At 65.2% G+C, this 19947-nt stretch carries 25 protein-coding genes; 15 read left to right on the top strand and 10 right to left on the bottom strand.

Going from position 1 to position 19947, the window contains the following annotated elements; all coding sequences use genetic code 11:
• Positions 1–48: 48 nt before the first annotated feature.
• Positions 49–468 carry a hypothetical protein gene (locus BMZ45_RS18185; RefSeq protein WP_091637948.1) on the top strand — a complete coding sequence of 140 codons (420 nt, stop codon included), beginning with the start codon at positions 49–51 and terminating at the stop codon, positions 466–468.
• Positions 469–592: 124 nt separating this feature from the next.
• The gene (locus BMZ45_RS18180) at positions 593–1258 is read left to right on the top strand and encodes a hypothetical protein (RefSeq protein WP_091637947.1); all 666 of its coding nucleotides are present in this window, start codon (positions 593–595) and stop codon (positions 1256–1258) included.
• 643 nt (positions 1259–1901) lie between these two features.
• Here BMZ45_RS18180 and BMZ45_RS18175 read toward each other — a convergent pair.
• The 4 genes from BMZ45_RS18175 to BMZ45_RS18160 all read right to left on the bottom strand — a co-directional run bounded on the left by BMZ45_RS18175 (position 1902) and on the right by BMZ45_RS18160 (position 5911).
• On the bottom strand, positions 1902–2489 hold the full coding sequence (locus BMZ45_RS18175) for a class I SAM-dependent methyltransferase (RefSeq protein WP_091637946.1): 588 nt from the start codon (positions 2487–2489) through the stop codon (positions 1902–1904).
• A gap of 43 nt (positions 2490–2532) precedes the next feature.
• Positions 2533–3537 (bottom strand): AraC family transcriptional regulator, encoded by a 1005-nt coding sequence (locus BMZ45_RS18170; protein ID WP_091637945.1) that lies wholly within the window; start codon positions 3535–3537, stop codon positions 2533–2535.
• Positions 3538–3539: 2 nt separating this feature from the next.
• A complete protein-coding gene (locus BMZ45_RS18165) occupies positions 3540–4337 on the bottom strand; it encodes an oxidoreductase (protein WP_091637944.1) in 798 nt (265 codons plus the stop codon).
• A gap of 143 nt (positions 4338–4480) precedes the next feature.
• A complete protein-coding gene (locus tag BMZ45_RS18160) occupies positions 4481–5911 on the bottom strand; it encodes a serine hydrolase domain-containing protein (RefSeq protein ID WP_254776686.1) in 1431 nt (476 codons plus the stop codon).
• Positions 5912–6147: 236 nt separating this feature from the next.
• Here BMZ45_RS18160 and BMZ45_RS18155 point away from each other — a divergent pair, with 236 nt between their 5' ends.
• Complete coding sequence (locus tag BMZ45_RS18155; RefSeq protein ID WP_091637943.1) at positions 6148–6711, top strand: hypothetical protein; 564 nt, start codon at positions 6148–6150, stop codon at positions 6709–6711.
• Positions 6712–6875: 164 nt separating this feature from the next.
• Positions 6876–7313, top strand: a complete 438-nt coding sequence (locus tag BMZ45_RS18150; RefSeq protein ID WP_175489146.1) for an Hsp70 family protein — start codon at positions 6876–6878, stop codon at positions 7311–7313.
• A 6-nt stretch (positions 7314–7319) separates the two neighbouring features.
• On the opposite strand, the gene BMZ45_RS18145 is transcribed toward BMZ45_RS18150, so the two are convergent.
• Entirely contained in the window at positions 7320–7994 is a 675-nt protein-coding gene (locus tag BMZ45_RS18145; RefSeq protein ID WP_139215575.1) for a hypothetical protein, read from the bottom strand.
• Positions 7995–8179: 185 nt separating this feature from the next.
• Between BMZ45_RS18145 and BMZ45_RS18140 the strand changes: the two genes are divergently transcribed.
• Positions 8180–8515, top strand: coding sequence for an antibiotic biosynthesis monooxygenase family protein (locus tag BMZ45_RS18140; RefSeq protein WP_091637940.1), 336 nt, complete (start codon positions 8180–8182; stop codon positions 8513–8515).
• A gap of 34 nt (positions 8516–8549) precedes the next feature.
• Here the strand turns inward: BMZ45_RS18140 and BMZ45_RS18135 are convergent, their stop codons facing one another.
• The 3 genes from BMZ45_RS18135 to BMZ45_RS18125 all read right to left on the bottom strand — a co-directional run bounded on the left by BMZ45_RS18135 (position 8550) and on the right by BMZ45_RS18125 (position 11040).
• Positions 8550–9734: an FAD-binding domain gene (locus BMZ45_RS18135; RefSeq protein WP_091637939.1), complete on the bottom strand. Its 1185-nt coding sequence runs from the start codon at positions 9732–9734 to the stop codon at positions 8550–8552.
• Positions 9735–9761: 27 nt separating this feature from the next.
• On the bottom strand, positions 9762–10568 hold the full coding sequence (locus BMZ45_RS18130) for a hypothetical protein (RefSeq protein WP_091637938.1): 807 nt from the start codon (positions 10566–10568) through the stop codon (positions 9762–9764).
• 169 nt (positions 10569–10737) lie between these two features.
• A complete protein-coding gene (locus BMZ45_RS18125) occupies positions 10738–11040 on the bottom strand; it encodes a hypothetical protein (protein WP_091637937.1) in 303 nt (100 codons plus the stop codon).
• A 339-nt stretch (positions 11041–11379) separates the two neighbouring features.
• On the opposite strand from BMZ45_RS18125, the gene BMZ45_RS18120 reads away from it, so the two are divergent.
• The 8 genes from BMZ45_RS18120 to BMZ45_RS18085 all read left to right on the top strand — a co-directional run bounded on the left by BMZ45_RS18120 (position 11380) and on the right by BMZ45_RS18085 (position 14838).
• Positions 11380–11835 (top strand): hypothetical protein, encoded by a 456-nt coding sequence (locus tag BMZ45_RS18120; RefSeq protein WP_091637936.1) that lies wholly within the window; start codon positions 11380–11382, stop codon positions 11833–11835.
• Positions 11836–11860: 25 nt separating this feature from the next.
• Positions 11861–12259, top strand: a complete 399-nt coding sequence (locus BMZ45_RS18115) for a hypothetical protein (RefSeq protein WP_091637935.1) — start codon at positions 11861–11863, stop codon at positions 12257–12259.
• A 126-nt stretch (positions 12260–12385) separates the two neighbouring features.
• Positions 12386–12766 carry a VOC family protein gene (locus BMZ45_RS18110; RefSeq protein WP_091637934.1) on the top strand — a complete coding sequence of 127 codons (381 nt, stop codon included), beginning with the start codon at positions 12386–12388 and terminating at the stop codon, positions 12764–12766.
• 62 nt (positions 12767–12828) lie between these two features.
• The gene (locus BMZ45_RS18105; protein ID WP_091637933.1) at positions 12829–13203 is read left to right on the top strand and encodes a VOC family protein; all 375 of its coding nucleotides are present in this window, start codon (positions 12829–12831) and stop codon (positions 13201–13203) included.
• A 135-nt stretch (positions 13204–13338) separates the two neighbouring features.
• Positions 13339–13770, top strand: a complete 432-nt coding sequence (locus tag BMZ45_RS18100) for a hypothetical protein (protein ID WP_091637932.1) — start codon at positions 13339–13341, stop codon at positions 13768–13770.
• Between the two features lie 96 nt (positions 13771–13866).
• Positions 13867–14217: a hypothetical protein gene (locus tag BMZ45_RS18095; RefSeq protein ID WP_139215574.1), complete on the top strand. Its 351-nt coding sequence runs from the start codon at positions 13867–13869 to the stop codon at positions 14215–14217.
• 10 nt (positions 14218–14227) lie between these two features.
• Positions 14228–14506, top strand: coding sequence for a hypothetical protein (locus tag BMZ45_RS18090; protein WP_091637930.1), 279 nt, complete (start codon positions 14228–14230; stop codon positions 14504–14506).
• Between the two features lie 41 nt (positions 14507–14547).
• Positions 14548–14838 (top strand): hypothetical protein, encoded by a 291-nt coding sequence (locus BMZ45_RS18085; RefSeq protein ID WP_139215573.1) that lies wholly within the window; start codon positions 14548–14550, stop codon positions 14836–14838.
• 270 nt (positions 14839–15108) lie between these two features.
• Here BMZ45_RS18085 and BMZ45_RS18080 read toward each other — a convergent pair whose 3' ends face one another.
• Entirely contained in the window at positions 15109–16398 is a 1290-nt protein-coding gene (locus tag BMZ45_RS18080; protein ID WP_254776691.1) for an amidohydrolase family protein, read from the bottom strand.
• Positions 16399–16427: 29 nt separating this feature from the next.
• Positions 16428–17885, bottom strand: a complete 1458-nt coding sequence (locus BMZ45_RS18075; protein ID WP_056180955.1) for an amidohydrolase — start codon at positions 17883–17885, stop codon at positions 16428–16430.
• A gap of 130 nt (positions 17886–18015) precedes the next feature.
• Here BMZ45_RS18075 and BMZ45_RS18070 point away from each other — a divergent pair, with 130 nt between their 5' ends.
• Both BMZ45_RS18070 and BMZ45_RS18065 read left to right on the top strand, forming a co-directional pair.
• On the top strand, positions 18016–18792 hold the full coding sequence (locus BMZ45_RS18070; protein WP_091637927.1) for an AMP nucleosidase: 777 nt from the start codon (positions 18016–18018) through the stop codon (positions 18790–18792).
• A 509-nt stretch (positions 18793–19301) separates the two neighbouring features.
• Complete coding sequence (locus tag BMZ45_RS18065) at positions 19302–19868, top strand: lysozyme inhibitor LprI family protein (protein ID WP_091637926.1); 567 nt, start codon at positions 19302–19304, stop codon at positions 19866–19868.
• Positions 19869–19947: the final 79 nt, after the last annotated feature.

The raw sequence follows: 19947 nt of genomic DNA, 5'->3' as shown, positions 1-19947 counted from the left end.
TCATCGGAGCGGGATCGATGCCTTGTATGATTTTTGGGGTTAAGGGTTATGAAGAAAATTGTTCTGCTCATGGCGTTCGTGGCACACGCGAGCGTCGCCCAAGCTCAAGATCCAAGAGCCGTTGCGACGGCCGAGTATCAGGCCTGCCTCAAAGAATCCGAACAGGCCCGTAAAGCGTGCTCCTTCGGCGGCTGCGGGAACATCCTGGGTGCCTGCTACGAGCGGCAGATCGCCGTAATCGAGCAGGACAGCGCGCGGGTTTACGAGCAACTCCAAGGAGGCGCATGCGCTGAGTCCGCTGGCAAAATCGGCGCAGAATTCAGTGGGCTTGGGGACCGCCTGGCCAAGCTCCAGCAATTCGACGGCACCTGGTCGGGGTTCGAGCTCCGCGTCGAGCTGGCTGCGGCGAAGAACAAATCTTTGACGCTATTGGCGTCGGATTGCCCGGCGGTCGGGAAGGGACGTTGATTGGATATCCAGCTGGCGATGCGGCATACCCCGATTTCCGTTTGCCCGGCTGACGCATCTTTACCTAGCGGTCGACACGTCATGAGACAGCACTGTGATGCCGCGATCGGGCAGGGCGCTTGGTATGCGTGACTTTCCTCCCGCCGATCCGAAGGCCGAAGAGGCAGCGCTGCAAACGCTCTTCTTTCAGGACAGCGAGTTCGAAGGCAAGGCCTGCAGGCTGAGCGTGGCCAACTACCTGGCCTTCATGTCGCTGCGGGGCCCGCAAGCGCAAGCGGAGATCGACAAGCTCAGGCGCGCGATCGCGGAGCCCACCCAAGCGCACCTGGAGCGCGATCTGGCCTTGCTGCTGCGCGCACGCGACTGGCGTTTCCACAACATCGCCTGCGTCGCCATCGCCTGCAGGCGCGTATCCGACCCAGTCCTGTCCGAGCTATGGCGCTGCATCCGCGCCGGAAGCTGGGCCTCGCCCCAACTGTGCGCGACGGCCGCTCATGTCGACCCCGACTTCCAGGAAAAGGCCGCGTCGCTGCTGGAGGACCGTGCGACCTACTACAAGTCCATCAGCGCCCTGGCCGCGTTGTTGGCCGAGACGGCGCCGCACGCGGCGTTGTCGCAAACCGCCATCGTAAACATCGAAGAAGCGGCCGCGATCGACTTCGGAGGTTCCGGCGTCATTGCCGGCCGCTGGCGCAGAAGTCTGGCCGAGGCGTTTTCGGGCGGTGCCGCCATGGCGCCATCCGCTGAATCGAATATCAGCGGGGATTCAATACCGCCGACGTCTGCTTGACGTCGTCAGATCGAAGCAGAGTCCAAAAAGCCCGGAGATGAGGCATAGACATTCCCAACGGGCGACTCAGTTGACATCACGCGCCGCGATGCCTGCGAGATTGGATCGATGCGGCGAATGCGCTGCCCAGGAGCATGCGCGCGGAATGGTTTCAAAGATCGGGTGACGCGCCGAGCGGGCGAGAAAGGCGACACCGCTCCGCATAAAGCGCTATCGCCTCTTGCCCGTCTTTGCCCGTTCCGCAAGCCGACGCGCTTTTTCGTACAGTGCTTTCGCCTTGTCCTGGTCGCCCCTGGCGGCATGCGCCTCGGCCAAGCTGTCCCAGGTGTTGGACGAGTCCGGGAACAGCACGGTGTTCAGTTCGAAGTGGTCTAACGACTGATCAAGTCGAAGTGGCTCTACGTCAGGGTGGCTTAGTTCAAGCCTGGAGGGCTGATGAGGTTCTTCAGGGGCGCTGCCTTCGCTCTGCTTGTGCGGCATCGCGGCTGTTTGCGGCGCGGCCGACAGCGCTGAAGCAGCTTCTGGCCATGCGCAAGGCGAGTGGAAGGGCGGTAGAGCTTGCGGACTGAATACGCCAGCGAGGACGGGATCGAGGCGGCCAATGCGGTGCTGACCAGCATCCGCATGAACTAGTCCCGCCCGACTAGAAGCCTCGTGCTACCCGGCTTTGGCGCGAAATTCGGAACACCCGCGCCGGGGGAAGGTTAGCCAGCGTCGCCCCCATGTAGTGCGCTTTCAAACCGAAACGCTCCAGCATCGCCTTGGGGATCGGGCAGCTGATCCCATAGGTGAACTGATAGAAGGCACCGTCGCCTCGTAGATGCGCGAACGCGCCGCGCAGAATGCGTGCGACCTGCAGGGTCGACATCGACAGCAGAGGCAAGCCGCTGACGACCGCGCCGGCCAAGGGCGAGGCATGCGTCGGCAGCCGATGCAAGCGCTGCGCGTTGATGCGATGCACGTGCGCAGCCGGAAATCGCTGCGACAAACTGCGGGCGAAGTCGTCGCCCAGCTCGACCAGCACCAACTGTGACTCGGCCACACCGCGCGCGATGAGCTGGTGCGTGAAACTACCGGTGCCCGCGCCCAGTTCGATCACCGGCCCATGCGTGGGCCCGATCTCGCGGGTAATGAGCTCGGCCAGGGTCCGTCCGGATGGCGCGATGGCGCCGACCCGCCGTGGCGCAGTCATCCACTGACACAGAAACGTGAGGGGTTCGTTTTGGCTCATAGGGATGCGCGCCGCTAGGTGGGACGGAAAGGCTGGGACCGACTCAATGCACGAGTTTTCTCGTCGCCTCGGGTGTCGTGCCGGTCCAGTCGTGGAACGCGCGGAAGAACGAATTGGGATCTTCGAAGCGCAGCAGGAAGCCGATCTCGCCGACCGACAGTTCGGTCTGGGTGAGGTAGTGCCGCGCCAGATCCTCGCGTGTCCGGTTGACGACGCCCCGGAAGTTCTCGCCCTCCGCTTCCAGGCGGCGCTGCAAGGTGCGTGTGCTCATCGACAAGCGGCGTGCTACCGCGTCGATGCTGCTTTGCCCGCCGGGCAGAAGTTCGAGCAGTGCGGACCGCACGCGTTGCGCCATGGTCGCCGAGCCGTCGAGCTCGCTCAGCCGCTCGCGCAGGCCGGGCTCGAACATCCGCCACATCGCATCGTTCGCGGTCAGGAAGGGGCGGTTCGCATCGGCCGCAGACAATGTCACGCTGGCGGTCTCGGCCCGGCGCACCGCGACGCCGAAAAATTCCGTGTAGGCCTTGAGCTGCGCTTGTACAGGCGGGCGCGGCAAGGTCACCCGCAGCGCATCGACCGTCTCGCGCGTCGCCAAACGGACCAGACGCACCAGGAAGGCGAGCTCCGTCATCACTACGGCGAACGGGACCTCGCCTTGCGCCTCCAGCCAGTGCGGCGACAGCGACAGCTCGCCCCCGCGGCCGACCGTCACGTCTAGTCGCATGGGCGCGATGAGTTTCTTGTAGGTCGCCAGCCGCTGTGCCGCCTGCATCATGTTCGCGCTGCACAACGCCGCGAAGATCGCCGGGACGAAAGACTCCGCCTGAATCGTCTCCACTAGTCGCAGCGGAAACAACGGATCGTCTGCTTCCGTCTCCAGGCTCTGCCACAGGCGGAAGTACTCGACCGTGGTCAGGCCGGCATCGGCGCGCGAGAACAAGTCCTCGGGCAGCCCCGCGCGCCGCAGCACACGATCCGCGGGCAGGCCCAGGTCCTTCAACAGCAGGCGCCAGGAAGGCTCGACGGGGAAGGTCGCGTTGCGCGTCATGGTCAGCCGACTTGGCTCATGATGAGCCGATCATACAGGCGGTCTCCGAGGTACTTGCGCGCGAACATCAGCGGCCGCGCGAACTTCCCGGCCACGTAGCGCGTCTTGGGCCGCCTGGCCGCGACCGCCCGCACGATGGCGTCTGCGATCACCGTCGGCGGCGACATCGGCACCTTGGCCCGGGCGATGGACTGCGCCATGCCGGCATACGGCCCATGGCCCGAGCGGTCCAGCATCGGCTGGGTCAGCACGTCGCCGAACTCGGTGGCGATGAGGCCCGGTTCCACGATCACCACGTCGATGCCGAACGGCTTGAGCTCGATGCGCAGGCAGTCGCTCCAGCCTTCGACCGCGTGTTTGGTCGCGTGATACCAGGAACCCAACGGCGTGTAGACCTTGCCGCCCATCGACGACAGATTGACGATGGTGCCCTTGCCCTTCCGGCGCATGCCGGGAATCAACAGCTGGGTCAGGCGGGCCATGCCGAACAGGTTGACCTCGAACTGGTAGCGCGCGTCGTCGATCGAGGTGTCCTCGACCGACCCGTACATGCCGAAGCCAGCGTTGTTGATCAACACATCCACACCGCCGTGCTCGCGGGTGATCCGCTCAACCACGCTGGTGACATCGGCCTCGTGGGTGATGTCCATGCGCAAGGGGATCGCGCCACGCTCGCTCAGCTCGCGCATGGCTTCCACGCGGCGCGCCGCCACGTAGACCGTATGACCTTGCTGGAGTAAGGCGTGCGCGGTGGCTTTCCCGATACCCGAGGAAGCGCCGGTGACTAGGATGATGCTCATGGGGGGGCTGGCAGACACTCATGGAAGTTGAGCGTCAATCTAGAGGCCAGCACGCGCCATGGAACTAGCGGAAGGCGCCAAATGACCGGCCGATCGCGCCAAGTCGCCGCCAGGCAGGCCGCGCATTCTGGCCGGATGAAGCGCTATCGCGCCTCGTTCGCCCTTATCCCTGCCGCAAGCTCCTGCGCCTTGTCGTACAGCGCCTTCGCCCGGTCCTTGTCGCCCTTGGCCGCATGCGCTTCGGCCAGGCTGTCCCAAGCGTTCGACGACTGCGGAAACAGCACGGTGCTCAGCTCGAACACGCGTAGCGCAGGATCGATCCCCAGGTTTTCCCGCACCGAGTAGCCGGCCGTGTTGATGGCGCGCTCCAGCTTCGCATCGCCCAGCGCGACTTTTGCGCGGATCGAACGGGCCTGCGCCTGCGCATCGCCCGCAGCCGGCGTCTGCAGCGCGTAGTGCACCAGCGACTCTGATAGCGCTTCCGCCGGAAACCGGTCCGGCGCCACCACCGCCATTGCGCTCCCCACCAGCACACGTGACCACACGTTCTTCGCGCTGCCGTTGGTCAAGTAAGCGAACACGTAGACATCGCCATCCAGCGAATCCTGAAACAGCACGCGCACCCGCACGCGCGTGCCGCCGTCGTGTCCGACCTGTCGATAGGCACCGCTCTCGCCGTACTCCCACCCGGCCGCGAACCCGCCGCGTCGCCCGTTGGTCAGCGTGCGCGGTTGCCAGAGCCGGCGCAGCGTGGCCTTGCCCACCAGTTCGCCCGAGCTCACCGCTTGCAGGAACCGGCCGAGATCGTCCAGCGTGAGGTACAGCCCGGCGTGGCCGTGCGCATAGTCCGGCCAGTCGATATCCTGCTCCGGTACCAGGCGCCCGTCCTTGCCGGCGTAGCTGCGCACCACGCCTTGCTTGGGCAGCGCGGCCGGGCCCAGCCAGGTATGCCCCAGCTGCAGCTTGCGCACGATGCGTTCATCGGCGATCTGCGCGTACGGTTTGCCGTAGTGGGCCTCCAGCAGCGCGGTCAGCACCAGGAAGTTGGTCTGCGTGTAGCGCGTGTCGGTGCCGGTGGCGAACTGCAGGGGCGTATCGGCCAGCGAGGCGAACACCGCCGGCAAATCTTTGGGGAACGCCATGGCGTTCGAGGCCGCCCCGTCCTGCCGCTGAGCGAAGTACTCCGGTACGCCAGAGGTGTGGTCCAGGAACTCGCGCACGCGAATGGCCTGCCAAGACGCCGGCAGGCCAGCCACATAGGCGCTGGCGGGTGCGTCCAGATCCACCTGACCCTGCTCGACCAGCTGCATGATCAGGACGCTAACGAACAACTTGCTCAATGAGTAGGCGGCGAACACGTGATCGGCCGTGACCCGCTCGTGGCGCTCCACGTCGGCCTCGCCGTCCGCGCCGCGGAACAACACCTTCCCATTGTGCGCGACCAGCAGAGCCTGGCCGGCGATGCTGTAGCGCTGTCGATTGACCTCCATCTGCCGAGTCAGCGCGGCGGACAGCGCTTCGTCCGCGAAGGCCGCGCCCGGCAACAGCAGGGCCAGCCCGAGCAGCATCGTCATGGTGCGTCTGATGATCATCCCGTCTCCAAGGGCAAGGCGAAGCGGTTGCTAGCTTGCCTGACGCACCGGCAAGTTTCCCCGTTTCGCAGCAAGGCGCCCACCGGTTCGTCGCATGGCCCCCGGATTTGGTGAGGCGCGCGGATGCATGGGCGGCGATGCCTGCGTGTCGGCTCCCGTCCGATCGCGATGCCAAAATGGAGCCCCTCCAAACGTCCCCCTAGCTAGGTACCAGGCGCATGGCCAGATTTATCGTGTGGATGCTGTCGCTGGCGTGCTTATGCAGCATCGCGGCGTTCGCGGCGCGGCCGACGGGGCTGAAACAGCTGTTGAGCATGGGCGCCTTCCTGGTGGTCGGCCTCCTGTTCTTGATCTGCCTGGGATGGGCACTGACGCGTGAGCAGGGCCGGCGGCTGAAGGCCAGCATCGTCCCCGTGGCGGTATTGGCGGTTGTGCCGGTGGGGCTCGAACTCGGGCACGCGATCCGCGACTGGCAGTTCCAGCGCGACCTGCCGCGCTATCAGGCCGCGGCGGCCTGGGCGTCGACTTTGGCGGTGCCGGGCGAGACGGTGACTGTGCTGCCACCCCCGGCAGCGTATGCGGACCTAACCTACGGAGTGCACATTACTCAGAACGAGACCTGTGGCTTAGTGGTGGACTTCTTCTGGGGTGGCGGCTTTCCGGTCAAGCACACGGTCCGACGGTATGTCTCGGATCCGTTGGCCATGGAGCGCAAGCCCTGCAGAGAAGGTTGGCGGCGGGGCCGGTGGCGCGCGGAAGGATGGTATGAGCTTGCGGACTGAGTTGTTTCATTCGGAGTCATGAACCAACTCGCGATCAGTTCCGTAAACTCGACTAGTAGCCGACCTGAAGGAAGTGTCTTTCAGTTGCAGCTGACTGCGATCTAACCAGTCATTCGAGTCGACGCAGCTCGCGCCTCGGTCAATCTATGTTTTCGGAGGCAATAGTGAGGTCTGCGATCGGTCTGTTGGCTTTGTGCTTTGCCGGATGCGCGCATACCGACAGTGTGTCGATTCTCGTGGCGCCGGCCTCGACTACGCTGATCGAGGGCAAGGCCCTCCGAGAGTCCGTGGGCATCGAGACACTCGGAGGCGTGTTTACGCCGTTGCTGGCCAAGGGCTGCGAGATTCCCTGCTCGCGATCCCAAACCTTCAGCACGGCGGAGGATGGCCAGGGCCAGATCAGCGTGCATCTCTATCGCGGCGACTCGCCTATGGTCAAAGCGGCCCAATCTTTGGGGCAGTTTCAGATCGCGGGCTTTGCGCCAGCGCGGCGGGGAGAACCCGCCATCGCGGTGAAGTTCGAGGTCGATGCTGAGGGTGTCACGCTTTCGGCAACGGATACTAGCGGCGGTTCCCGCCTGTCTATTGCACGGATCGAGTAGCGTCATTCAGTCGTCGAACCCCTTGGGCAGCGCCAACCCCGAAGATCCGGCCACTACCTTGCGCAGGCTGGACACGGCCGCCGACGACAGCGAGCGTTCCGCCAGCATCGCCGGAACCTTCCCGCCGAAGTCGGTCAGCGACACATAGGTCAATCGTGTCCCGCTGCCCGTGGGCGTCATTACCCACTCGCCGCGCGAGCGCAGCGCGATGCAGTCGGGCGTCGGCTTCTTGCCCACATAGTCCAGCGAAACGAACTTCACCCGGATCTCGCCATTGCCCGGCGCGTGCCGTTCGAAGCGCATGGAGTAGCAGCGTTCGCTGGTGACTGGCGTGCTGAGCACGTCCGACCACACGGTCACGTCCCGCCCGCGCTGGACGAAGCTGCGGCGGATGTTCCGGTTCTTCTCGTCCAGGTACTTGCCGAACAGGTAGTCCGCGATGGCCTCCGGCGGGGCCTTCAGCGAGGTGCTGATACGCAGTTCTTCGAAGCGTGCGCCCAGGATACGCCGGGTCTCTATGCGGATGCCGTCCTTCTCCTTGGTCAGCCGCCACTGCTGTGCCCGCGCCTCGCCGGCTACCCAGCCCACGGCGGACAGCAATAGCAGGCAGGCAAGGCTCCGGGACAGCCCATGAGGCGCTTTCCGTGCACGGCGCGCGATTCGAATGCGGAATAAATCCATGGCGGTCTCGCGGCGCTTGAGCGGTTCCGGCGATTCGATGCCAATCCCATGACAAGGGGAAGACAGTCGATGGCTCCCGTCCGGGGCGCGGAGGGCAATGACGTCGCTCCCTGTTCCGGCTACCTTTCGCTCATAGGCTTTGGGCAGGCATCCCTGCCGCCGACCAACCCTCGTGGAATCAATGCATGAGCAGCGACAATCCCGCCTTTTGCGCCATCTACCGTTGGCGCCTGCACCTCGGCACCGAGCAGACCTTCGTCGAGGCCTGGTCGCGGGTGACGCAACTGCTGCGAGCCGAACGCGGCTCGCTGGGCTCGCGTCTGCACCGCGGGCCGGACGATCTTTGGTACAGCTACACGCAGTGGCCGTCGGCGGCGGCGAAGGCCGAAGGGCTGGCGCGGCCGTCGGTGGATGCCGACGCCTGGGCGCGGATGCGCGCGTGTATCGCCGAGAGCCTGCCTGAAGTGATCCTGGAGCCGGTGGCGGATTTCCTGGCGCCGCTGCCTAAGGGCGATGCTTAGTAGAACGCGGTTGATGGACATCCGCCCCTGGGCGTCAGATCCCGTACTCCGGCAGCGCCAACTCATCGTGGAAGTAGCGCCCCATCAGGATCTTCGGGAAGACCGGGAGGCGCATCAGCAGCGTGGCGTAGTCGCGAACGCGCACGCCCAGTGCCGTTCTAGGGACGAATGAGGCCGCCAGGCTTTCCGCGAGCTTCTGCTTGCGCGCTACGGCCGACATCAGGCGCGCCTGGTGCTGCGCGATGGCCGCAGCGGTGTCGCCGCCGTGCCGATGCAGCTCGCCCGCCAACACGTAGGCTTGCGCTAGCGCGAAGCCAGCACCTTCTCCTGCAATGAGAGAAGGGCAGGCAGCGGCGTCGCCGATCAGCGCGACCTTGCCCTTGGCCCATGCGTCCATGCGGATCTGGCTGATGCTGTCGAAGTAGACGTCATCCGCCTGCTCCAACGCTGCCACGACGGTGTCCGATTCCCAGCCAATGCCGGCGAGCGCACCGGTCAACGCTGCCTTGCGCTCGCCCGCGTTGGTCGGAGCACGCCCTGGCAGGTGCTCGTCCCGCAGCAACACGAAGAACAGCATGCGATCGTCGCGCAGCGGGAAGCGGGCCACGTACCGGCCGGGCGCGGTGTAGGCCACGTAGGTGTTCCCGCTGCGGGGTCGGTAGCCGGCGACCCCGAACGAAGCGACATGGCAGCCCATCGGGTACTCGAACCGGTCGTCAGGCCCGAAGACCAGCTGGCGCACGCGCGAGTGCAGACCGTCCGCGCCCATCACCAGGTCGACGTCCCGCGCCGCCGCACGCTCGAACCCGATACGAACCCGCGCCCCGTCGTCGTCGATCGACGCGATGCTGTCGCCGAACAGCGTCTCCACCCGGCCCTCCAAAGCACCGTAGATGGTCGCGGCAATGTCGTATCGGGCCAGCGTGGCCATGCGCCCCTTGGCGAGCTTCAACAACACGCTGGAGGGGTAGCCGCCCCGCGTGCGCCCCGACCGGTCCACCATGCGCAGCTCGTCGGAGTGGTGCTGCAACTCCAGTAACGTCGGCAGCAGTCCCATCCTTTCCAGCGCGTCGTAGCCGATGCCCCACAGGTTGACCACGAACCCACCGGTGCGCAGCGCAGGCGCCCGCTCGACCAGCAACACCTCGTGGCCCAGCTTGCTCAGCCAGTAGGCAAGCGCTGTACCGGCGATGCCGGCGCCGTTGATGGCGATCTTCATCGATGCATGATCTCTTCGGGTGGCTGGTTAATGGCGCTGTGCCAGCTTGTTCATCAGATCGGCATACCCGCTATCGGATAGGCCTGGGAAAAGTCCCGTGGGGTATCGGATCTTCATTTGGAATTCGCTGTCGTCAATGAAATCACAGTGGTGGAACTCGATATGATCCATCGCGCCAAGTAGCCCTTCATCCATGGACACAACGGCAATGTGGATAGGCAGATGGTGTTTTTGGGCAATCGATTTGATCTGCTGTGTTAGATGGATGAACTGTAGGTCGCTGAGTACGTTGTAGGCATTGACAAGCTTGGGCTTGAGCAAAGCCCTTGCGTGCTCGCTTTCATGGAGCGTCGCTAGGCACAGGATATTGAGCACGTCGTCGTGGGCGAGGCCTTCCGAAGCCGCCGCCGCAATGAGTTTGTCTTCTGCCTCTCGTCGTTTTGCTTTAGCCACCGGCTGGACGATCAGTGGCGCGGCCACTTTGAGGAATGCTGCCCTGGCGGCCCACTGTCCTTCCTGATAGGCAGTAAATGTCAGGGACAGCTGATCTCCCATTGCATCGAGGTTGTCGGAATCCGTAGTCGCGAAGCGAAAGAACACCCTGATCGCCTCGGATTCCTTGCGCTGGCACACGGCCTTTTCTTCGGCCGAATCTTCTCTTCCCTTCTCGCCTTCGATGATGGAAAGCAGCGGCGTGACGAGGTTCTCGGGGCGATCCAATGACTTCAGGTGATCGAGGAACTTCACCTTCTTAGGGTCTGTTTGAACCTTTCCGGAGTTGTGCTCCTTGATTAGCGATACGGCGTTGCGGTCGAGCAGATGGAGGTATCGCATGTCTCGATCGATGATGGGGGTGGATTCATGGGTTATTGCCCCAGCTTAGCTGCCCCTGGTCGACTGGTTCGGTGGCATAACAAAGAAGGGTCAGAGTGCATTTTCGCGGAGCACCGTGGAAAAGTGCACTCTGACCCCCTGTTTCTGTTTCAGCTGCGTTGGATCGGGCTCAGGGTTGCTCGGGGTCCGGCTCCCAGTTACCCATATCCGGGCAACGGATGATCTCGACCGTGAGGTGGGCGGAGGTCGAGCCATAGCTCAGATACGGCGGCGTCCCGGGCGGGCAATTGTCGTAAGCCCGCACGCCCACCACATGGGTCTTGGCCGCCGTCGAGTAGTAGGTGGCTACCGTGGTGTAGCCATAGGCCGGGTAGGGCAAGGCCCACGCGGCCAGCGAGACCAACATGCCCAACGTCGCTGCGGCGCCGAGCATCCATAGCCGGCGGTGGCCGGTTCGCTTCTGCGTCTTCATGCGCTCTCTTCTCCTTGAGATGTACGGCTTGGGGAGCCGGCCGTACTTCGGCCATGCGTGCCTGCCGGGTTCCGGCGGGATCCGTGCTTAGGCAGTATCGGCCGCTTCCGATCCGCTATTCAATTTGCGGCAATGCCTCAGACGAGTGTTGCCTTGTGGGGCAGATAAATCGCCGCGATACCGCATGATGTAAAACGGGCGTGGGTGGTTGGCGCGATATGCGAAACGTTAGAGTTGCAGTTGCGGGTCGATGAGCGCTGTTGCTGCCACTGCCTAGTGCCGTATCCGCACGCGAAAATGGCCGTTTCACTGGGAAAACCGGCTGCTGGAATTCAAGGAATGGATGAGCTGATCGCCACGCTAGGCTCGAAACCGGAGGCACCCGCCACGGCGCATACCTTGGCGCCCTATCTGTTGGCGGCGCATACGCAGGCGCCGTTGGAAGCGGGCATGGCGGCGGTTCGCTATCTGAGTTCGATGACGCAGGGGATCCAGCTGCAGCTGGATGCACGCGGCGCGATTCAAACGATCTTTCTGCACGGTGCCGGCAAGGACGATTTCAGTCAGTACGGCGGCGTGCTCGGGCACGGCCTTTCATTCGCGTCGTCGCGTGCTGAAATAGAAGCGGTGCTGGGTGCACCGGATCGCGGGGCTTCGCCGGGGCGAACTTTGCTGGGCGCGCACGGCGGTTGGTTGCGCTATGACCACGCGACGCACTCCGTGCACTTCAGTTTCGATGTGGCGGGTGGGCTGGCGCTGGTGACGATCCTGGCGGCGGAGGCGCGGACGGAATGAAGTCTGACGGTAAGGAGCAAGCATCATGAGACAACTTATCGCGATCACGTTGGCATTGTTTTTGCTCGCCGCTTGCGTGCCTGACGCCACCATCAGGACGACGAGCGACCAGTTGTCGGGCGAGTACCACAGCGGCGACGGGCTCGGTCGCTCGGTCACGGTGGTACTGCGTCCGGACCACACCTTCGAAAGCGATTGGCAGGGTTGCCTGGGCGTCTACGGGACGGCTCGTGGCACCTGGCAGCTGCAGGGCGATCAGCTCGTATTCGCGCCGGTGGAGGAGGATCGGGATCTGGTCGGTTTTCTGCGCCAGGCCACTACGGTCCGGCACGACGGGCGCCTCGGCTTCGCGAGGGGCGCGGATGTGAAGGGTGAGAAAGTGAATGCGAGGCTGGTGTTCTTGAAGCAGCCCGCCAGCCGATGAGATGTGAGGCGGCGAGCGGGGTGCACGTTCGTCGCCGAGCGCGGGAGGGGGCGCTGCGGCGGTTGCCGCACCCTATCTGGCCGATTCAACCTAGGGTGTAACTTCCCATTCCGAACGAGGCGATCGATGACCATGCCCCCCGTGGCCGCAGTGATGTTCGTGGACAATCTCAACCGGATGTCCGCGTTTTACCAAGGTGTGGCGGGCATGACGGCCGTGCATGCGGACAGCGAACATGTGGTGTTGGAGGCGGCGGGGTTCCAGCTGATCGTCCATGCGATTCCCGAGGCCTATGCCAGCAAAACGTCCGCGTATCCTCTGCGCGAGGACGGCTGCATCAAGCTGTGTCTGCCGGTGGCCAGCATCGATGCGGCACGCGCGATGGCGGTGGGGCTGGGCGGCGAACTGTGGCCGCCGGAGCGGGAGTGGGAGGCCCGCGGGGTTCGGGTGTGCGACGGGCGCGACCCGGAGGGCAATGTGTTCCAACTGCGGCAGAATGCGGTGTAGCGTTTCGCCGAAGCGCACCGCGTAGCACGGCCCGCACCGTGCCTAATCTCAGGGCTGCTCCGATGCTCCATCACCTCTCCATCGCCGTCGCCGATTTGCATCAAGCCGGTGCCTTCTACGACGCTGCGCTCGGCGCCTTGGGCTATCGGCGGGTGTTCGAGGACGACACCGCCATCGGCTACGGGCTCGTGGATGGCGAGGATCAGCTGTGTCTGAAGCTGCGGCCCGGTTCGGCGGCGCCGGGTCCCGGGTTTCATGTGGCGTTCGCGGCGCCGTCGCGTGCGGCCGTGGATCGGTTTCATGCGCAGGCCTTGGCGGTCGCGGGGACCGATAACGGCAAGCCCGGTCTGCGTCCGGACTATGGGCCTCACTACTACGCGGCGTTTCTGATCGATCCGGATGGGCACGCTATCGAAGCGGTCATCAACCACGCGTAATCGGCACCGATACACTACCGCGTGAGCCCCGGAAAGCTGCATGAGCGATGCTCATCGTCGTGGAAGACTGGCATGATGGCTGAAACTCGCGCACGCGCCGTCTAATGGCGTGCCTCAGCACTTGTGGTCGGTGACATGGTCAATCTCACGACGAATCAGCGCAAGAACTTGATCATTGCCGCTGCCACTGTGCTGGTTATTGGATTCAGCACCTGGATCAGCTTGGACCCAAAACAGTACTTCTTCTACGGCTTTGAAGACAGGGCGCAATGGGAGCATCCGACGAGCCATTTCCTGATCTTTTGCGGCTTCTATTTGCTTGAAGCCCTTTTTGTGGCGAAGGTCATAAAGTTTGGGGCCCGCCTGTGGCCTCGTATCTTGCTCGCGGCGGTGCTGTTCTTGCCTTGGGCTGCGTTCTCGTCGTTTTTCGCCCTACACGCGCCGGGGTACATGATGGTCCATATCCTGTGGACATGGCTGATTTCGGCAGTGCTGGTGCTTATATTTGTCGGATCGGCGGTGCGGCACTTGTTCAATAGCTTTCGAGGCAGCCAGGGCGGCGTTTAGCGAAGATGTACTAGCTAGGTTTTGGTCGAGATTTCTTCAGTACTTCAGGGGATCGCAATGCTTGTCAGAGGCTGCTTGCTCGTGGTGCTAGTCGGGATGAGCGCTCCATCGGCGATCGCTCGCGGGAAGGCCTTCCCTGCCCTCGACCCTGCCAGTTGGGAAGGAGATCTCTCCCGCTTTGTCCAGCCCACGCCGGAGTGCAAGGGCGGTACGGTCGAGCAACTCGGAAAGCGTATGGATGTCTCTGAGCCGTACCTGGCGGAGGCGTTCGAAAAGGCGTACGCCACGACGATCCCTTTCAAGCGCGAACTCGCGCCCGCGGATCGGATTCATTCCTTCAGTTTTCGATCCGAGCAGGCCGGGGCACCCTATTGGGGCTTCGACGGTTATCTGGTGGCACGTGGCGGATGCGTCATCCACGCCGAGATCACGAACAACGACAACTAGGGGGAACACCGTGACGATACGGGAGCTGCTAAAGGCAAAGCTGTTCAAGGCGCGCGTCGTCGGCTTTGGCTGCTGGTTGCTCTGCGTGGGCGTGATTTTTCTCGATGTTCCCGAGCGCTACAAGGCATGGGTGCTCATCCCGACCCTCGGCTTCGTGGGGGCGGTGCTTTACATGTTCTACTGCGTGAGGTGCCCGAAGTGCGGCGCTAGGATCGGGCAAGCCATGATGGGTATGCGCAAGTCGAATTTCTGCCCAAGCTGCGGGGTCGGTTTGGATACCCGGGCCTAGTCCTGGCCGGGAGGGCGCTGCTTGCTGGGTGAACGCGGATGATGTCCAGGGCTCGTGCGAAGGTGGTGGTGCGGCTGATCCGGGAGGTGCTCATCGAGCACTGGGACCCGATCGGCGTGATGAGCGACCCCGACTGGCCGCGCGACGAGTACGACTCGTACATCGGTGGGGTTTATCGTTGTCTGGCGCAGGGCGAGTCGGCCGAGGCCATCGCGCGGCATCTGTGCTTCATCGAGGAGACGACGATGGGGTTTCGCCCTTTGCCGGAGGTCCTGCTTCCTGTCGCGCTGCGGCTCAAGGCCATTGATGTCTCTCTGAGTTCAGAAGCGTAGCCATCGGTTGGACCGTGCTGCCCGCGCTTCAGGCTTTGGGGTAGGAGCGACGCGAGTTGCGACCGCGTCGCTTCGGCTACTTGCGCGGGTCGCGGCTTACGCCGCTCCTACCCCGAGGCAATGCGCCATGCTTTGTGTGGGAGCGGCGTGAGTCGCGATTTCGAAGCAGCCGAAGGTGCGCCATCGCGGCTCACGCCGCTCCCACAGAAGGCAGAGCGCGCGGGAAACAGGCGCAGCGAGCCGCGCATCACGCCCGCTGCGCCCTGTCCCTTACCGCCCCGACGGCGCCGGATACGCGCGCGGCAAACCATTCTCCGGGCGCAGGTAGCGGTCGCGCAGTTCGGTCTGGCGGCTGCGCATTTCGATGGCGCGGCCGTTCATCCATACCTGCAGGGCGACGCTGCTGACTTCCAGCGGGTCGCCGCTCCACAGCACCAGGTCGGCGCGGTGGCCGGGGGCGATGCTGCCGAGTTCGGCGGACACGCCCAAGGCTTCGGCCGGTACGCGGGTAAGGCCGGCCAGGCCATCGGCCCAGGGCAGGCCGGCGGCGACGGCGTTGCCGGCGAGCTGGCGGACCTTACGGGCGTTGTGCGAGGCGTCGCCGCTTTGGCTGAAGCCGACCGCGACACCCGCGGCGCGCAGGCGCGCGGCGTTTTCCATCGTGGCGCCGATCTGGTCGAAATCGCCGGGCAGGTTGGCCAGCGGATCGACGAACACCGGCACCTTGGCCGCGGCCAGTTGCGGCGCGAGCTTCCAGGCTTCGGCGCCGCCGGCGATGGCGATGCGCACGCTGTGGCGCGACGACCAGCGCAGCAGCTGGCGGATGTCGGCGGCGCGGTCCACGCCCACCATCACCCGGCCGCCGCCGTCGAGGTAGCGCGCCAGCGTGGCGCGCCCGGCCGGTGTGAGCAGGGCAGCGTTGGCGTCGGGGCCGATGCGGCCGCGCGCTTCGGCGATCAACTGGTCGAGGATCATCCACTGTGCCGCGCGCGAGTTGCCGCTGAGGCCGGAAGCGTCGCCGCCCAGCTTCACGAACAGCACTCGCGCGCCGGTCGGGTCGGGACCGCCATCCAGGCGCATCACGCCGCCTTGGCCGGCCACGATCGAGCCGCCGGTGGCGGTGCCCGCGCCCAGCAGGGTCCAGCCGATGCCTTCGATGCGGGTGACCGGGATCAGCACCGATTCCGGGTTGTAGGCCAGGGTCACGTCGAACTCCGGGCGCACCGTCATCTGCTTGGTGTCGGCGCCCAGGGCCAGGGTTTCGTCGACGGTGGATTTCTCGCCGGAGACTTCCTCCAGGCCGATCTCGGTGATGCCGCCGAACAAGGTGGGCGTGAGCGGACGGCCCTCGGCTTCGATCACCTGCGTGCCGGCCGGCGCCTTCAGGCCCTTGCCGATCGCGCGCACCTGGCCGTTGCCGATCAGCACGTCGGCGCCTTGCAGGCTGCCTTGGGCGGTGGCGGTGTGGACGGTGGCGTTGCGGATCAATACGTCTTGCGCGAACGCGGCGCCGTGCAGGGCGAAGCCGCAGGCGAGGAACAGCGTGGCGCAGCGGCGCAGCAGGCCACGGCGCGGAGCGGTAGCGCGGCTCACGGCGCACCTCCGGCAGCGCGTGCGCCCTGGCCGAGCAGGAAGTCCGAGGTCGGCTGGCGGTTGCGGTCGTTGCGGTCGTAGATGCGCGCGCCGTCCACGTAGACCTGTTCGGCCTTGGCGTAGACGCTGAAGGGGTTGCCGTTCCAGACCACCACGTCGGCCATCTTGCCGGTCTCCAGAGTGCCGGTCTTGTCGAGCACGCCCAGCGACTTGGCGGCGTTCTGGGTCAGCCAGCGGATCGCGCGTTCGGGCGGTATGTCGATGCCGGCCAGCTTGGCGTGCGCCATCACCTTGGCCGCTTCCTGGTTCAAGCGCTGGATGCCTTCCTGCGAATCCGAATGCACGATCGCACAACTGTTCTGCGGGCGATCGACCAGGGCGATGTTCTCCTGGATGCCGTCGAAGGCCTCCATCTTGAAGCCCCACCAGTCGGCCCAGAGCGCGCCGCACACGCCTTCGGCGGCCAGGCGGTCGGCGATCTTGTAAGCCTCCACGCCATGGTGGAAGGCGCTGACCTTGAAGCCGAACTCCTTGGCCAGGTCCAGCATGGTCGCCATCTCGTCGGCGCGGTAGCAGTGGATGTGGACCAGGATGTCGCCTTTGATGGCGCCGGCCAGGGTGTCGAGCTTGAGGTCGCGCTTGCCGCCGGCGTCCTTGTCGCTGTCGGCGGCGGCGCCGTTGCCATTGGACGAGCTCTGCCACCAGCTGCGCTTCTTCTTGGGCTGCTCGGCCTTGGGCGTGTTCTTGCGCACGTACTCGCTGGCGTCGATGAAGGCCGCGCGGTAGCCGGCGACGTTGCCCATGCGCGTGCCCGGCGAGGTGTTGCGGCCGCCGTAGACGCGCTTGGGGTTCTCGCCGCAGGCCATCTTCAGGCCCCAGGGCGCGCCCGGGAATTTCATAGCCTGGTAGGTCGTGGCGGGCACGTTCTTGAGGGTCACGCCGCGGCCGCCGATCAGGTTGGCCGAGCCGGGCAGCACCTGCAGGGTGGTGATGCCGCCGGCCATGGCGGCGGCGAAGCCCGGATCCTGCGGCCAGACCGAGTGCTCGGCCCAGACGTTGGGGGTGACCGGGCTGGTCATCTCGTTGCCGTCGCTGTGGGCGCTGACGCCAGGGCTGGAGTACACGCCCAGGTGCGAGTGCACGTCGATCAGGCCGGGGGTGATCCACTTGCCGGTGGCGTCGACGCGGGTGGCGTCGGCCGGCGCGTCCAGGCCGGTGCCGACGGCGACCACCTTGCCGTCCCGCATCAGCACGTCGGCGTCGTCCAAGCGCTGGCCGGTGCCGGTCAGCACGGTCGCGTGCTGCAGCAGGACCGGGCCGGAGGCGACCGGGCGGTAGGTGCTGGGGTACGGGTCCTGGGTGAAGCGCGAGCCGGCGGCGGGCGCGGGCGGGGCCGCGTGCGCGGCGCCGACCAGCAGGGCCAGGCCGCAGCCTGCCAGCAAAGGTCGAAGCATGGTGGTTTCCCCAAAGTGACGGCAAGGTCAGCCCCGAACCGTAGCGGCCGCCTCGGGCGCCGCCAACCCTGACGATAGTCATGGGCGGTGCGACAATGGGGGTACAACAACTAGAAAAAGGCTGTCGACCGTGAAAGACAAAGAACAAATCGTCGAAAACTGGCTGCCGCGCTACACCGGCGTGCCCCTGGACCAGTTCGGCCAGCACGTGCTGCTGACCAATTTCGGCGGCTACCTGCACACCTTCGCCCGCCTCACCGGCGCCGAAGTGGTCGGCCTGGACCGGCCCATGCCCAGCGCCACGGCCGACGGCATCACCATGATCAACTTCGGCATGGGCAGCCCGAACGCGGCGACCATGATGGATCTGCTGTCGGCGATCATGCCGCAGGCGGTGTTGTTCCTGGGCAAGTGCGGCGGCCTCAAGCGCAAGAACGAGCTCGGCGACTTGGTGCTGCCGATCGCGGCGATCCGCGGCGAGGGTACGTCCAACGACTATCTGCTGCCGGAGGTGCCGGCGCTGCCGGCGTTCGCGCTGCAGCGCGCGGTCTCGACCATGATCCGCGACCTCGGCCACGACTACTGGACCGGCACGGTCTACACGACCAACCGCCGGGTCTGGGAACACGACGAAGCCTTCAAGGAGCGTCTGCGTGCGATGCGCTGCATGGCGATCGATATGGAAACCGCGACGATCTTCGCCGCCGGTTTCGCCAACCGCATTCCCTGCGGCGCGCTGCTGCTGGTGTCGGACCAGCCGATGATTCCGGAAGGCGTGAAGACCGAGGCCTCCGACGCCAAGGTCAGCGCCGAGTATGTGGACAACCACATCAACGTCGGTATCGAGGCCTTGAAGCTGATCCGCCGCCACGGCAAGTCGGTGCGGCATCTGCGCTTCGACGAGTAGTCGCTAAGCCGGCGTCCTCGCCACGCCGTAGGGTGCGGTGAGCCGTAGGCGAACCGCACCGTTGCGATGTAACGGGCTCTTGCGGAAAAGCAAATCCCCCTCGATCCCCCTTTTTCAAAGGGGGAGGCCGGAGATGGGCGGATGCGGTGGCGGCTCTGGGGTGCGGTGAACTGTGGGCGGACCGCACCGTTGCGGTGTGGGGGGCGCCTGCGGGAGAGCAAATCCCCCTCAATCCCCCTTTTTCAAAGGGGGAGGCAAGGGCTTTGGGGCAGAGGCTTGCGGCTCTGCTCCCTCCTTTGACAAAGGAGGGTTGGGGAGGATTTGCTTCGGCTCGCACGCTCCGGCCATGCCTCCACGATCCACCCGCCCGGCCCCAGGCTTTTCCGCGGAACCACCGCCACCCCTGAAAAATCAGCGTTCAGCAACCTGATCTGCGACCCCGCGCACGCGACATCGCACCCCCTGAGACCCCCGTCGCGCACACTGGCGTCCAGCATCGGGACACCACCATGGAACAGGTCATTTACCTACTAATCGGCGCCGTACTCACCTGGACGTTCTATTTCGTCCAGCGCCGGGTCGAGCGCCGCGGCACCGTCGACGCGATCGAGCGCGGGCAGAAATTGCTGGCGCTCAAGCAGGGGCTGGACGGCAGCAACACCAGCCTCGACGACCTGCGTCGTTTCGAGACGCGCCTGATCGGCAAGGCCGAGACGGCCGCGCGCCTGGCCGACAACTATTTCAGCAAGGCCGAGGAAGTCGCGCGCCAGAGCGACGACGACGGTGTGAGCCAGGACGACATGAACCGGCAGGCGATCGCCGAGTTCCAGCAGGTCGATGCGCGTCTGCGCGGGCTGGTCGAGCACCTGCGTCGCCAACTCGACGGCGACGGCCGCGCCACCTTCGAGGAAGCGCATCGCGCCTGGCTGTCGTTTCGCGAGCGCTACGCGCGCTTCATCTCGCAGTCCTACTCGACCGGGCCGATCCGGCCGCTGATCCACGCGGTCACGCTGGAGAGCATCACCACGGCCTGGATCACCGAGCTGGAAACCCAGCTGGGCGACGACAGCCTGTAAGCGCGGAACGCTGTGTTGAGGCGTTTCGCGCGCGGTGCGCGCGTGGGCTGTTAACGTGCGCAGCCTGACCCCAACGCGA

This window comes from Lysobacter sp. cf310 (assembly GCF_900114355.1).
Classification (GTDB): Bacteria; Pseudomonadota; Gammaproteobacteria; order Xanthomonadales; family Xanthomonadaceae; genus Lysobacter.
Note: the sequence above shows the minus strand (reverse complement) of the source record. Positions and strands in the feature narration are given on the sequence as shown.

Coding starts and splice junctions, on each gene's coding strand:
- BMZ45_RS18185 (WP_091637948.1), top strand. CDS start 49: ATGAAGAAAATTGTTCTGCTCATGGCGTTCGTGGCACACGCGAGCGTC.
- BMZ45_RS18180 (WP_091637947.1), top strand. CDS start 593: ATGCGTGACTTTCCTCCCGCCGATCCGAAGGCCGAAGAGGCAGCGCTG.
- BMZ45_RS18175 (WP_091637946.1), bottom strand. CDS start 2,489: ATGAGCCAAAACGAACCCCTCACGTTTCTGTGTCAGTGGATGACTGCG.
- BMZ45_RS18170 (WP_091637945.1), bottom strand. CDS start 3,537: ATGACGCGCAACGCGACCTTCCCCGTCGAGCCTTCCTGGCGCCTGCTG.
- BMZ45_RS18165 (WP_091637944.1), bottom strand. CDS start 4,337: ATGAGCATCATCCTAGTCACCGGCGCTTCCTCGGGTATCGGGAAAGCC.
- BMZ45_RS18160 (WP_254776686.1), bottom strand. CDS start 5,911: ATGACGATGCTGCTCGGGCTGGCCCTGCTGTTGCCGGGCGCGGCCTTC.
- BMZ45_RS18155 (WP_091637943.1), top strand. CDS start 6,148: ATGGCCAGATTTATCGTGTGGATGCTGTCGCTGGCGTGCTTATGCAGC.
- BMZ45_RS18145 (WP_139215575.1), bottom strand. CDS start 7,994: ATGGATTTATTCCGCATTCGAATCGCGCGCCGTGCACGGAAAGCGCCT.
- BMZ45_RS18140 (WP_091637940.1), top strand. CDS start 8,180: ATGAGCAGCGACAATCCCGCCTTTTGCGCCATCTACCGTTGGCGCCTG.
- BMZ45_RS18135 (WP_091637939.1), bottom strand. CDS start 9,734: ATGAAGATCGCCATCAACGGCGCCGGCATCGCCGGTACAGCGCTTGCC.
- BMZ45_RS18130 (WP_091637938.1), bottom strand. CDS start 10,568: ATGCGATACCTCCATCTGCTCGACCGCAACGCCGTATCGCTAATCAAG.
- BMZ45_RS18125 (WP_091637937.1), bottom strand. CDS start 11,040: ATGAAGACGCAGAAGCGAACCGGCCACCGCCGGCTATGGATGCTCGGC.
- BMZ45_RS18120 (WP_091637936.1), top strand. CDS start 11,380: ATGGATGAGCTGATCGCCACGCTAGGCTCGAAACCGGAGGCACCCGCC.
- BMZ45_RS18115 (WP_091637935.1), top strand. CDS start 11,861: ATGAGACAACTTATCGCGATCACGTTGGCATTGTTTTTGCTCGCCGCT.
- BMZ45_RS18110 (WP_091637934.1), top strand. CDS start 12,386: ATGACCATGCCCCCCGTGGCCGCAGTGATGTTCGTGGACAATCTCAAC.
- BMZ45_RS18105 (WP_091637933.1), top strand. CDS start 12,829: ATGCTCCATCACCTCTCCATCGCCGTCGCCGATTTGCATCAAGCCGGT.
- BMZ45_RS18100 (WP_091637932.1), top strand. CDS start 13,339: ATGGTCAATCTCACGACGAATCAGCGCAAGAACTTGATCATTGCCGCT.
- BMZ45_RS18095 (WP_139215574.1), top strand. CDS start 13,867: ATGAGCGCTCCATCGGCGATCGCTCGCGGGAAGGCCTTCCCTGCCCTC.
- BMZ45_RS18085 (WP_139215573.1), top strand. CDS start 14,548: ATGTCCAGGGCTCGTGCGAAGGTGGTGGTGCGGCTGATCCGGGAGGTG.
- BMZ45_RS18075 (WP_056180955.1), bottom strand. CDS start 17,885: ATGCTTCGACCTTTGCTGGCAGGCTGCGGCCTGGCCCTGCTGGTCGGC.
- BMZ45_RS18065 (WP_091637926.1), top strand. CDS start 19,302: ATGGAACAGGTCATTTACCTACTAATCGGCGCCGTACTCACCTGGACG.